Here is a 13,020-nt window from a genome sequence, read left to right as displayed (position 1 = left end):
TGAAGGAGTGGTTCTCTTTTATGAAACCTACTACGGATCGCATGCTAATTCGAATTAAAGATATGTATAAGTACATCCTCGAAAACGGGACTGTAACTACGCAAGATTTAGTCGATGAATTCGGCATCACTCCTCGCACAATTCAAAGAGATTTGAATGTATTGGCCTTTAACGATTTGGTGACAAGTCCAAGTCGGGGCAAATGGACAACGACGCAGAAAAAAGTGAAGATGACATCTTAAGACAGAAAAGCTGGGCCACTGGAGTCTGGACGCCAAAAAAAATAGTCCTACAACAAAAAAAATGACCGCATCCGCGGTCATTTTTTCGAGGCTGTTGAGAAACTGTCCGCTTCTCAAATCATTTCGTTTTAGACGGACGCTTCACTCGTGTTCAAGGTAAAATCGGAATGCATGTTTCTTGAAATTGACTTAAAAGTATATGCTTTTAGAGAAAGCAATCTGAGATATGGAGCAAAACAGCGAAGACGCCCAGGGGACCAAGCGAAGTGCTGAGATCCACTCGGGCGAAGTGAAACGAGACCGAGTTAGCTCAGCGCAAGCCAAGAGTTGGCCGAAGGGAGTTCGGCCGAGTCTTTGCGACGAAGCTAGCGCAGCGATGCAGGAGCACGGGTTTTGGCAAGCGTAGCTGTTTTGCGGAATATCGGTTTTCATTTTTACTTTCTCAACAAGCTGAAAAAAATGACCGCACCCGCGGTCATTTTTTCTCTTTCAATCCAGTTAATTCATCTTCCGTTAAATAACGGTATTCGCCCAGCTCGAGATCGGGATCCAACTGAAGCGATCCCATCGACAGGCGTTTCAGGTATACGACTGTTTTGCCGACACTTTCAAACATGCGCTTGACCTGATGGAATTTCCCTTCGGTAATCGTCAATTCTATCTCCGACTCTTCACCGCTTTGGATAATTTTCAGGAAAGCCTCTTTTGTTTGATAGCCATCATCCAAAATGACACCTTTCCGGAATGCCTCGCCGTCTTCTTCTGTCACCCGTCCGTCAATCCGTGCATAATATGTCTTCGCCACATGCTTTTTCGGGGACAGCAATTCATGTGCCAATTTGCCGTCGTTCGTCAGAAGCAATAAACCTTCAGTGTCCTTGTCCAGACGGCCGACTGGAAACGGCTCGAAATGACGTTCCCCGTCACCTAGAAGATCGATGACAGTCTCGTCGTATTTATCTTCAGTGGCGGAAATAACGCCCGGGGGTTTATTCATCATCAAGTAGATGAATTCCGCATATTCCACTTCTTCACCAGCCACAGTCACCAGATCGGCCACTTCGTCCACGTGCTGTTTTGCGTCGCGCACGATTTCGCCGTTCACTTCCACTGCCTTCGATTTCAAAAGAACTTTTACATCTTTGCGTGAACCGAAACCCATATTTGATAAATATTTATCTATCCGCATAGCGCCTCCTAAAAGCCGAATTTCCGTGTGTATTTTGTCAGGCGTTCGCCGAATAATTTCTGCGCAATGCCTGTGCGGAGAGCGATAAATCCGTAAACAGCACCGCCAATTCCCCCTACGATCAGTATCCGAACAATCGACTGGAATTTGCTGTCCATCCCAATAAAGAGCTCAAGGCCAGCCAAAGTCAGCAATACAACTATTGCCATAACCGCATTCATTAATATAATGAAGAACAGTCGGCGGATAACCAGTGATGATCGATATTGCATGGTCACTATAATGACACCAATATTCATCGCAATCGCAACGGAATAGCCGATGATTGTCGCAGCGATCGCACCATCCGTTTCAAACATGCTGATCAATGGAATATTCAATGATAATTTCAGCAACAGCCCTGTCAATAAATTCAGGATAATCCATTTCTGTTGATTGATTCCCTGCAGGATGGATGCTGTTACAGGGAATAAAGAAAAGAGGATGGCCACCGGCAAATAATGCGACAGAATCTCGGAGCCAATTTCACTGTTTTGATAGAATATATGGTAGAGCTCGTCAGATAATAACGTCATTCCGACTACTGCCGGTAAGGTAAGAAAGACAATCATTTGGAACGATTGGTCAAGCGTCCGGGTCAAAGCTTTGTGTTCGTTCAAAGTAAAGTATTTGGTAATCAATGGAATCAGCGCCATTGAAAAACCTGTAGCGAGCATCACTGGAATCATAACCAGCTTATGTGCTGTCAAATTCAGGATTCCCAGATAAAGACTGGTGTTTTCCACATTATCCGTGCTGCTCATCCCCATATTGAATGTCAGCATATCGATAAATTGGAACAATGGATTCGCCACCCCAAGGAACACAACCGGAATTGCATAGGCTATGATTTCCTTGTACATATCCCGAAGTCCGACATCGTATGATTCAACCGAAGTGGCCCGGAGTTCATCATATTCCGGCTTCCGCTTTTTCCAATAATAGAAAAGGACGAGTACTCCGCCCAGAGCACCAACGGCCGCTGACAACACAGCGAATTGGACAGCTGTTTTTGGTGTGCCGCCCAAAAGATTGATAACGACGAACGCACCAGCCAACAGGAAGATAATCCGCACAATCTGCTCGATCAATTGTGAAACAGCAGTGGGCATCATGTAATTATAGCCCTGAAAAAACCCGCGCCAAAGGCTCATGAATGGCACGACGATCAAAGCAAAACTGACCCAGCGGATTACATCCGCCACATCCGTGACAGTAAAAAATTTGTCTTCCGGGTCAATCGTAATCTGAGCGATGACATCAGCCAGCAGATATAGCGCTAAAAATGACACGAAACCGGTGACCATCATTGTCAGGAGTCCTGAACGAAGCAGCCTCCTGCCGGTTTCGTAATCACCGAGACTATTGTATTTGGCAACAAATTTTGAAAAAGCAATCGGCGCCCCGGATATAGCAACTGCGAGCATCAAATTATAAGGAATATAGGCGTATTGGTAAAGTCCGATATTATCTGATCCAACCAAACTGTAAAACGGGATAATATAAATGACACCAAGCACTTTGGATAAAAACAGGCCCAGGGTCAAAATGGCGGTTCCTTTGATTAACGTTGACATTTTGCACTTCCTGACTAAGTCTTGATAAAAAAACAATCTACACGATAGTTTACACTTATAAACAGAATTACTCAACGGATTTTGAAGCATCGTGTATACTAAATAAAAGCGGAATCGCCTGTTTAGCCCCGACAAGCACTGGAGTCTGGACAAGATAAAAGCCAAAGCGCTTATTTATAAACAAACTAAAAACGAAAGCGAGTTCTTCCTATTATGTATGACGTTATTATTATCGGCGGGGGTCCCTCAGGTCTGATGGCCTCCATCGCCGCTGCTTCACGAAACCAGAAAGTTTTATTGATTGAAAAAGGCAAAAAGCTCGGCAAAAAGTTAATCATCTCAGGCGGCGGACGCTGCAATGTCACCAACCGCTTGTCTCTTGACGAAATTGTGAAACATATACCCGGCAACGGACGGTTCCTTCACAGTCCGTTTTCAGTGTTCAATAATGAAGACATCATTTCTTTTTTTGAAGGACTCGGCGTGGCGTTGAAAGAAGAAGACCATGGCCGCATGTTCCCGGTATCCAATCGCGCACAGGATGTGGCTGATGCCATGTTCCGCGAAATGGACCGTCTTGGCGTCGAAATTCTGCTGGATTCTCCGGTTAAGAAGTTATTGATGACTGATGACAAAGTGACGGGTGTCCGCCTTCATACCGGCGAAGAGTATACAGCCAAGTCAATCGTTGTCGCAGTCGGCGGCAAAGCCGTTCCGCAAACCGGATCCACCGGCGACGGTTACCCGTGGGCAGAAAAAGCCGGCCATTTAGTAACCGATTTGTATCCGACCGAAGTGCCTCTGCTGTCCAAAGAACCATTCATCGTCAGCCGCGACCTTCAGGGGCTGGCCCTTCGCGATGTTGCTGTTTCGGTGTTGAATAAAAAAGGAAAAGTTCTGGTGACTCACCAGATGGACATGCTTTTCACTCATTTCGGTCTAAGCGGGCCCGCTATTTTGCGCTGCAGTCAATACGTTGTAAAAGAGATGAAAAAAAACGGCGGTGCACCGGTCGAAATGCGTATCAACTCGATGCCGGGAGAAAATACGGAATCTGCATTCCAGCTTCTCATGAAAATGATGAAAGAGGAACCGAAAAAAGCGGTTAAAAATGTTTGGAAAAGCCTGGGCCAGGAACGCTGGCTGCTGTTCCTGCTGAATCGTGCGGGAATTGATCCAGCACTCACCGGCGCCGAACTTGCCAATGATAGAGTACGTGCCATGGCAACGGAACTTACTGCATTTACCATGGACGTCACCGGCACGCAGCCCATCGAAAAGGCTTTCGTTACCGGAGGCGGCGTCTCCATTAAAGAAATCGAGCCGAAAACAATGGCATCCCGTAAAAAGCCCGGCCTTTATTTCTGCGGTGAAATCCTCGATATCCACGGCTATACCGGTGGCTACAATATTACATCTGCGCTTGTTACCGGCAATGTTGCCGGAAGAAGCGCGGCTGATTTTGCTAAACAAGTTTAATAATGAAGAAACCCTTCGCATTGGTATGCGAAGGGTTATTTTTATGGCTTGTTAAATGATTTTCTAAAAATTTAATTTCCAAATTAAGGATTTACTGTCCTCAGAATTAAAATACTGTCCGGAACAGATCGTATACTATCCGCAAAATAAAAAAACTGTCCGGAAGGAGCCATTTACTATCCGGAGACAAACCCGCTCCTGAACTTCCAAATTCACCCAATAATTTTATCCATAAAAAAACCGGAGGGCCAGCCCTCAAGCTGGAACTCCGGTTTCATCCTATTAAGCTATTACCACGTTAACCAATTTACCCGGAATCGCGATCACTTTGCGGACCTGTTTGCCTTCAGCTGCTTTTTGGATGTTTTCATCCGCCAACGCTGCCGCTTCCAGGTCTTCTTTCGTAATGTCTTTCGCCACTACCATTTTCGTTCTTACTTTGCCGTTGACCTGGACAACGATTTCCACTTCATCGTCGATCATTTTCGATTCATCATAGGTCGGCCATTGTGCATACGTGATCGTTTCCGTGTGGCCCATTTTCTCCCACAGCTCTTCGGCAACATGCGGTGCAATCGGAGAAAGCATTTTCACAAAACCTTCGACGTATTCTTTTGGAATCGCGTCAACTTTATAACCTTCATTGATAAATACCATCATCTGTGAAATCGCGGTGTTGAAACGCAACCCTTCGAAATCGTCTGTCACTTTTTTGACGGTCTGGTGATAGATTTTTTCCAGTTTGCCATCGTTTTTGCCGACAATTTTCGTGCTCAATTTCTCGTCTTCGATGAACAGACGCCACACACGGTCTAGGAAGCGGCGCGCTCCTTCCAATCCGTTTGTCGACCAGGCGATCGAAGCATCAAGCGGCCCCATGAACATTTCGTAAAGACGCAGCGTATCGGCTCCGTGGCTTTCAATGATCTGGTCCGGGTTGACGACATTGCCTTTGGATTTCGACATTTTTTCATTGCCTTCCCCCAGGATCATGCCCTGGTTGAACAATTTCTGGAATGGCTCTTTTGTCGGAACGACACCGATATCATACAAAACTTTATGCCAGAAGCGCGCATACAATAAATGCAGCACGGCGTGCTCGGCCCCGCCGATGTAGACATCAACCGGCAGCCAATGTTTCAGCAATTCCGGGTCGGCGATCGCTTCGTCATTTTCTGTATCGATATAACGCAGGTAATACCAGCAGCTTCCCGCCCATTGCGGCATGGTATTCGTTTCGCGGCGTCCCTTCATGCCCGTTTCCGGATGCACGACATTCAGCCACTCTTCAATGTTGGCAAGCGGTGATTCACCCGTGCCGCTTGGTTTGATATCAGTTGTCACGGGCAGTACGACAGGCAGATCTTTGTCTTCGACCGGTGTCATTGTGCCGTCTTCCCAGTGTATGATTGGAATCGGCTCTCCCCAATAACGCTGACGGCTGAACAGCCAGTCGCGAAGGCGATAGGTGATTTTCTTCTCGCCGACGCCTTTTGCAACAAGCCAGTCGATTGCTGTCGCAATGGCTTCGGTTTTATTCATGCCATTCAAGAAGTCGGAGTTGATCAATTCCCCGTCGCCTGCATAAGCTTCTTCTTCGATATTGCCGCCGGACACAACTTCCACAATCGGCAAGTCGAATTGCTTCGCGAATTCATAATCGCGTTCATCGTGTGCCGGAACCGCCATGATGGCGCCTGTTCCATAAGTCGCCAAGACGTAATCCGCAATCCAGATCGGCATCTTTTCGCCGCTTGCCGGGTTGATGGCATAAGCGCCTGTGAAGACACCGGATTTTGATTTCGCCAAATCCGTCCGTTCCAAATCGCTTTTCGTTTTCACTTCATCAATGTATTTCTCCACTGCTTCCGTTTGTTCAGGAGTTGTTACGTCCGCCACCAATTTATGTTCCGGTGCCAATACTGCATATGTAGCACCGAAAATTGTATCCGGACGCGTCGTGAATGCGCGGAAGGAATGGCCATTGCCATCCACCTGAAATTCAAGCTCTGCCCCTTCGGACTTGCCGATCCAGTTGCGCTGCATGTCTTTCAGGCTATCCGGCCAATCAAGATCGTTCAAATCTTCCAACAAACGGTCCGCGTATTCCGTAATCCGCAACACCCATTGGCGCATCGGGCGGCGCTCAACCGGGTGGCCACCACGTTCGGACAAGCCGTCAATCACTTCTTCGTTGGCCAAAACTGTGCCAAGAGCCGGACACCAGTTGACTGCGACTTCATCCACATATGCAAGGCCTTTATTGTACAGCTGGATGAAAATCCACTGCGTCCATTTATAATATTTCGGATCTGTCGTATTGATTTCGCGGTCCCAGTCATAGGAAAATCCTAGTTCCTGGATCTGGCGTTTGAACGTCGCGATATTTTTAGCCGTGAATTCCGCCGGATCGTTTCCTGTATCAAGCGCATATTGCTCCGCAGGCAAACCGAATGCGTCCCAGCCCATCGGATGCAGTACGTCAAAGCCCTGCATGCGTTTCACACGGCTTAGAATATCTGTCGCTGTATAGCCTTCGGGATGGCCGACGTGAAGCCCGGCGCCCGATGGATACGGGAACATATCCAGCGCATAAAATTTCGGCTTGCTGAAATCCGTCTCCAGCTTGAACGTATTATTCTGTTCCCAATGTTTCTGCCATTTCTTTTCAATCGTCTTGTGTTTGAATGTCATTGTCTTTTCCTCCTCAAAATAAAAAATTCCCGCCCCTTATAAAAATAAGGGACGGGAATCACCCGCGGTACCACCCAAATTAGCGAGTTACTCGCCCAACTTGATTCCTTAACGCGGAAAACGGTGCACATTACTCGATTCACATACACGGACTCAAAGGCGAGTTCGACCGTTTTATCCACCGGCTTGCACCAAACGCCGGCTCTCTGGGGGAATAAAATACGGTTTACTGATCCTCATCAAAGTCATTTGCTATTACATCTTATTCTAGCTGAGCCGCCGTTTTTTGGCAATAGCTCAGGATACTTTGACGTTATCGGTATTCAGCGGTGCGTCAGTTGAGTCAACGACGTCCTGCACAGAGAAGCCTTCGAACACTTCAGATAATACAAGGCCTTTGTCCGTCACTTCGATGACTGCACGTTCGGTGATGATTTTATTGACAACGGCTTTGCCAGTCAGCGGAAGATCGCATTGTTTCTTGATCTTCGCAGACCCGTCTTTTGATACATGATCCATGATGACGATGACTTTTTTTGCACCGTGGACCAGGTCCATCGCGCCGCCCATGCCTTTAATCATTTTTCCAGGTATCATCCAGTTGGCAAGATCGCCGTTTTCAGCAACTTCCATGCCGCCGAGAATCGCCACATCAATATGGCCTCCGCGAATCATGGCAAACGATTCGGCACTCGTGAAGAAAGCGGAACCCGGAATTGTCGTTACCGTTTCTTTGCCGGCATTGATCAGATCAGGATCCACGTCATCTTCCGTCGGATACGGTCCGATGCCCAGCAAGCCGTTTTCGGATTGCAGGACAACCTGTTTATTGTCCGAAATGAAGTTTGCCACCAGGGTCGGCATGCCGATTCCCAGATTGACGTAGTCGCCGTCGTGAATTTCTTTTTCCGCGCGTCTTGCAATTCGTTCTCTCACCATTTGTTTATCCATCGGTTTCCACTCCTTCCTAAGCCTGTTTCGTAGTTAAACGCTCGATGCGTTTTTCCTGTTTCGCCTGTAATAATCCCTGAACATAGATGCTCGGTGTCTGTACATGGTTCGGGTCGATATCGCCGGTCTCAACGATTTCTTCCACTTCCGCTATGGTGACTTTCCCGGCAGCTGCTGCCAGCGGATTGAAGTTTTGGGCGGTTTTATTGTAGACAAGATTGCCCATCTTATCTGCTTTTGCAGCACGGACGAGTGCAAAATCAGCTTTCAATGCATGTTCGAGGACATGTTCCTTGCCATCGAATTCGCGGATTTCCTTGCCTTCAGCTACGGTCGTGCCGACGCCGGCAGGAGTGAAGAATGCTGGAATGCCGGCTCCGCCTGCACGCATCTTTTCGGCAAGGGTGCCTTGAGGCGTCAGTTCCACTTCAATTTCGCCTGACAGCACCTGGCGTTCGAATTCTTTGTTTTCCCCCACATAAGAGCCGATCATTTTTTTGATTTGCTTGTTCTTCAGCAGCAAGCCGAGGCCCCATTCGTCAACTCCACAATTATTGGAAATAATTGTCAAGTCCGTAACCCCTTTATCCACTAGTGCCAGTATCAGCTGTTCCGGAATTCCGACCAATCCGAAACCGCCAACCATGATCGTTGCGCCGTCCTGTATCTGTTCAACTGCTTCTTTCGCAGAACCAAAAATCGGTTTCATTCTTTATGCCCCCTCTGCAATATGTATATAGAATTTAGATTATTTTGAAACGCTTTCATATTCAATTTAAACAAACTCTCTATTGAAACGCAACAAACAGAAGAAGGAAGCCCGAATGAATCAGGCTTCCTTCTTTAAACTTATTATCACTGAACACGATCTGCTCATATCACATTTTCACCAATCACTTCTTCCACTTTTGCCGCTTCTTTCCGTTTTAGCGGAATATCATACAACAGCGATGCCCCGATTGCGGCTACTAGCAGCAAAGTCACGAGAATGAACAAAGCCTGCATGCCGTAGAAATCGACCATCAAACCACCCATCAATGGGCCGATCATGCGGCCGCCCGTTGCGACGCTGTTGACGATTCCCTGATAGAATCCTTCACGGCCTTTTGGTGCCAATTGACTGGCCAATGTCGGCACAGCCGGCCATACGAACATTTCACCAATCGTCAAAATGGCCATCGCAATGACAAACATACTGAATTGCTGTGCAAAAGCGACCACCAGATACGATACCATCATAATAATGATGCCGATGATCAATTGCTGTTTGATATTATTTTCAATGCGTTTGATGATCGGACGGATAAAGGGTTGTCCGAGCACGATCAAGGTGCCGTTCAACGTCCACAACAGGCTGTATTGAGGCAAAGTGATGCCGATTACCTGTGTATATGCTGATATCGTCGACTGCCATTGAACGTATCCCACCCAGCACAGAAGGTAACCAGCCGACACAATAAGCAGTGCATAAAAAGGTGCCCGGTTGCGGATTTTTTTCCCTTCATTGAACACACTGGTATGTGAAACTGCAGAAATGGACATCGACCGGAAACCGATTAAGGCAATGAAGAAAAACACAAGATACATGCCAAGGTTAGCCATGAAAATATAGTCAAAGCTATAGACCGCCAGTACGCCTGCCATTGCCGGCCCCGCAGCAACCCCAACATTTTGCGCCAAATATATGGCATTGAAGGCTTTACGTCCGCCTTCCGGCCAGACAGTCCCCACCATCGCATACATACTCGGAAAAACGATTCCGCCGCTGAAACCAATAATCGTATAAAAAACGACAAATGGTACAAACTCATGCCAGATGTTCAAACCAATCAGGGCGAAAATGGTGATGATGATGCCGCCCATGATTGACTTGTATCCGCCGATCCGGTCGAAGAGTATGCCGCCGAGCAGATTCCCGATGACTGCCGCTCCCGCATTCGCCATCAGCACCAGGCCGGCGAGAGATAATGATTTGCCTAAATGATCATGCATATAAATCGTCGTCAATGGCCACAGAAAGGAATTCCCCGTTACGTTGACGAGCATTCCGATGATTAAAAGCCACACTTGTTTCGGCATTGTTCTGTCTCCTTTTATCTCAATTCCAAGAGTCATTGTATTCCTTTTTCTGCCACCGGACAAGAAAATTTTTCAACTTCGCCGAAACAAGTATTTTCTGCCGTTGTGGCGCAAAATAGCGCCATGCTACAATACACGAAAGAGGAGTTGTTGTTATGGAATTGAACCTGCCTTTTTCGTCAGACGGCAAACGCTATTATACTTGGAACCGCCATTTGCGGGACCATTTTGGCCATAAAGTAATGAAAATTGCATTGGATGCCGGTTTTGATTGTCCAAACCGCGATGGAACTGTGGCTTACGGCGGCTGTACATTCTGCTCAGTGGCAGGATCCGGTGACTTTGCCGGTGACCGTGTCGATCCGATTTCCGTCCAGTTCGAAGGGATCAAAGAGAAAATGCACAAAAAGTGGAAAGAAGGCAAATACATCGCCTATTTTCAGGCTTACACCAATACTCACGCCCCGCTTCCGGTCATCAAGGAAAAATTCGAAGCCGCTCTGGCGGAAGAAAATGTCATCGGCTTGAGCATCGCCACCCGTCCCGATTGTCTGCCTGATGATATAGTTGACTATTTGGCGGAGCTGAATGAACGGACGTACCTGTGGATTGAGCTTGGTCTGCAGACCATTCACGAAGAAACGGCGCGCCTCGTAAACCGTGCCCATGATTTTAACCTTTATATAGAAGGAGTCGAGAAGTTGCGCAGTCGCGGCATCCGTGTCTGTACCCATATCATCAATGGCTTGCCTCTCGAAAACCGGGATATGATGATGGAAACGGCCCGTGAGGTGGCAAAACTCGATGTCCAGGGAATTAAAATCCATTTGCTGCATCTCTTAAAAGGCACGCCAATGGTCAAGCAATATGAAAAAGGGATGGTGGAATTCCTTGAAAAAGAGGAATACATCAAACTTGTCGCTGATCAACTGGAAGTGATTCCTGCCGAAATGATCGTCCAGCGCATTACCGGTGATGGTCCGATCGAATTGATGATCGGCCCGATGTGGAGCGTCAATAAATGGGACGTGCTCAACGGCATCGACGCGGAACTTGAACTGCGGGGCAGCTGGCAGGGGAAATTTTTTGAAGGGAAGGTAAAAGCATGACCTTGATGCGAGTTCTTCCTTTCACCAAGTTTCTGCTGGAGCAGACTGTCACTGAAGGCGATAATGTCATCGACGCCACTGCCGGCAATGGGCATGATACATTATTTCTTGCGCAAATGGTGGGCGACGCCGGAAAGGTCTATGCATTCGACATCCAGGAAAACGCTGTCCAGGCTACTCGTAACCGGGTCAAAGAGTTCAGCAATGTCGAAGTCATACTCGACAGCCATGCCAAAATCGAACAATACGTCAAAGAAGAAATTGGCGCAGCCGTCTTTAATCTGGGCTATTTGCCGAAAGGTGACCACAGCATCATCACCAAGTCTGAGACGACATTGTCAGCTATTCGCCAATGCATCCAGTTGCTTAAGGACAACGGTCTCGTCGTGATTGTCATCTATTCAGGGCACGAAGGCGGCAGCGAAGAACGGGATGCGGTGCTGGATTACGTGCAGCACTTGCCGCAAACAAAATTTGATGTCCTGAAATATCAATTCATCAACCAGCAGCATTCACCGCCGTTTCTGGTTGCCATTGAGAAAAAGCAATTGAAGAATAATGCTTCCAAATAAAAATAACCCTGGAGGAATAATTGCTATTCCTCCAGGGTTATTTTTATTGTATTCAATGCTTTATTTTTTCTGATTGCTCTTCTTTAATTGTTCCGCAACCAATCTGAAGGTTTTCAGTTTTGATTCAAAATCATAGGCGATCGATACCAGCATTACTTCGTCCGCCCCATACTCTTCCGCCAGGTCTTCCAGCCGATCAGCAACCTGCTTTGGATTTCCGACGACCATCCGCCTGCGGTTCTCTTCCACTAATAGTTTTTCAAACTTGGAATATTCATACGCCTGTGCCTTTTCAGGTGATGGCGTCCCTTTCGAAGGCATCCCTTGGCCGCCCATCGACAGCGCAAGATCGAGTGATGAAGCGATCCGCTCCGCCTGCTCCTCTGTTTCCTGGCAGACCACAAAAATCGCAAATCCGACCCAAGAGCCATTTCCTTCAGCACTTACAAACCGTTCCCTGTAAGTCCGGGTATAATCCTGGCCCCCTTCCCCGTTGATGAAATGCGCAAACATATAAGGCAAGCCCTTGTCAGCTGCCAATAAAGCCGAAGACATGCTGGAGCCGAGGATCCATATCGGAGGTGCGTAGGGGGTCAACGGCGTCGCCTTCATACCATGATACAGATGGTCCTCAGGAATGGCATCGTTCAGGTACATCGACAATTCGTCGATCTGATCCGGAAAGCGGTCGATATTCCGTGCCCGGCCTTCATTGAGCGCCAATGAAGCTCTCGGCATTCCACCCGGTGCTCGACCGACACCCGCATCAATTCTTCCCGGGTAAAGGGCTTCCAGCAGCTTGAAATTCTCCGCAACTTTAAAAGATGAATAATGTGGAAGCATCACCCCACCCGAGCCGAGGCGAATCGTCTTGGTCACCGCACCGAGGTGGGAAATCAAAATTTCCGGGGAGGAACCCGCCAAGGTCTGGGCGTCATGATGTTCAGACACCCAAAAGCGGGTATAGCCCCATTGCTCTGCAGATTGGGCCAATGTGGCGGTTTGCTGTAAAGCTTCGGCGGGATTGCTGTTTTCCGAAACTGGCGATTGATCAAGGATGCTGTAACGCAACTCCATAGCCATCCATTC

General features: G+C 47.6%; 11 protein-coding genes and 1 other annotated feature. Of the genes, 4 read left to right on the top strand and 7 right to left on the bottom strand.

Annotated features, from left to right (window positions below; all coding sequences use genetic code 11):
• Window positions 1–20 precede the first annotated feature (20 nt).
• Window positions 21–242 (top strand): DeoR family transcriptional regulator, encoded by a 222-nt coding sequence (locus tag ACFQ1X_RS02790; protein WP_084246586.1) that lies wholly within the window; start codon window positions 21–23, stop codon window positions 240–242.
• 475 nt (window positions 243–717) lie between these two features.
• On the opposite strand, the gene ACFQ1X_RS02785 is transcribed toward ACFQ1X_RS02790, so the two are convergent.
• The gene (locus tag ACFQ1X_RS02785) at window positions 718–1,431 is read right to left on the bottom strand and encodes a pseudouridine synthase (protein ID WP_144838723.1); all 714 of its coding nucleotides are present in this window, start codon (window positions 1,429–1,431) and stop codon (window positions 718–720) included.
• A gap of 8 nt (window positions 1,432–1,439) precedes the next feature.
• Window positions 1,440–3,047: a putative polysaccharide biosynthesis protein gene (locus ACFQ1X_RS02780; RefSeq protein WP_144838721.1), complete on the bottom strand. Its 1,608-nt coding sequence runs from the start codon at window positions 3,045–3,047 to the stop codon at window positions 1,440–1,442.
• Between the two features lie 213 nt (window positions 3,048–3,260).
• On the opposite strand from ACFQ1X_RS02780, the gene ACFQ1X_RS02775 reads away from it, so the two are divergent.
• Window positions 3,261–4,526, top strand: a complete 1,266-nt coding sequence (locus ACFQ1X_RS02775) for a BaiN/RdsA family NAD(P)/FAD-dependent oxidoreductase (RefSeq protein WP_144838719.1) — start codon at window positions 3,261–3,263, stop codon at window positions 4,524–4,526.
• Window positions 4,527–4,808: 282 nt separating this feature from the next.
• On the opposite strand, the gene leuS is transcribed toward ACFQ1X_RS02775, so the two are convergent.
• From leuS to ACFQ1X_RS02755, 4 genes are all read right to left on the bottom strand, one after another.
• Window positions 4,809–7,220, bottom strand: a complete 2,412-nt coding sequence (gene leuS / locus ACFQ1X_RS02770; protein WP_144838717.1) for a leucine--tRNA ligase — start codon at window positions 7,218–7,220, stop codon at window positions 4,809–4,811.
• A 44-nt stretch (window positions 7,221–7,264) separates the two neighbouring features.
• Window positions 7,265–7,472, bottom strand: a binding site (T-box leader).
• 45 nt (window positions 7,473–7,517) lie between these two features.
• Window positions 7,518–8,171, bottom strand: a complete 654-nt coding sequence (locus tag ACFQ1X_RS02765) for a 3-oxoacid CoA-transferase subunit B (RefSeq protein ID WP_144838715.1) — start codon at window positions 8,169–8,171, stop codon at window positions 7,518–7,520.
• A gap of 16 nt (window positions 8,172–8,187) precedes the next feature.
• Entirely contained in the window at window positions 8,188–8,880 is a 693-nt protein-coding gene (locus ACFQ1X_RS02760) for a CoA transferase subunit A (RefSeq protein WP_144838714.1), read from the bottom strand.
• Between the two features lie 164 nt (window positions 8,881–9,044).
• A complete protein-coding gene (locus ACFQ1X_RS02755) occupies window positions 9,045–10,250 on the bottom strand; it encodes an MDR family MFS transporter (RefSeq protein ID WP_144838712.1) in 1,206 nt (401 codons plus the stop codon).
• Between the two features lie 155 nt (window positions 10,251–10,405).
• Between ACFQ1X_RS02755 and ACFQ1X_RS02750 the strand changes: the two genes are divergently transcribed.
• Both ACFQ1X_RS02750 and ACFQ1X_RS02745 read left to right on the top strand, forming a co-directional pair.
• A complete protein-coding gene (locus tag ACFQ1X_RS02750) occupies window positions 10,406–11,359 on the top strand; it encodes a TIGR01212 family radical SAM protein (RefSeq protein WP_144838710.1) in 954 nt (317 codons plus the stop codon).
• A complete protein-coding gene (locus ACFQ1X_RS02745) occupies window positions 11,356–11,931 on the top strand; it encodes a class I SAM-dependent methyltransferase (RefSeq protein ID WP_144838708.1) in 576 nt (191 codons plus the stop codon). Before ACFQ1X_RS02750 ends, ACFQ1X_RS02745 begins: the two co-directional genes overlap by 4 nt.
• A 60-nt stretch (window positions 11,932–11,991) precedes the next feature.
• On the opposite strand, the gene ACFQ1X_RS02740 is transcribed toward ACFQ1X_RS02745, so the two are convergent.
• Complete coding sequence (locus ACFQ1X_RS02740) at window positions 11,992–13,008, bottom strand: LLM class flavin-dependent oxidoreductase (RefSeq protein WP_144838975.1); 1,017 nt, start codon at window positions 13,006–13,008, stop codon at window positions 11,992–11,994.
• Window positions 13,009–13,020 lie beyond the last annotated feature (12 nt).

Source organism: Metaplanococcus flavidus, from assembly GCF_042675885.1.
GTDB lineage: Bacteria > Bacillota > Bacilli > Bacillales_A > Planococcaceae > Planococcus > Planococcus flavidus.
Note: the sequence above shows the minus strand (reverse complement) of the source record. Positions and strands in the feature narration are given on the sequence as shown.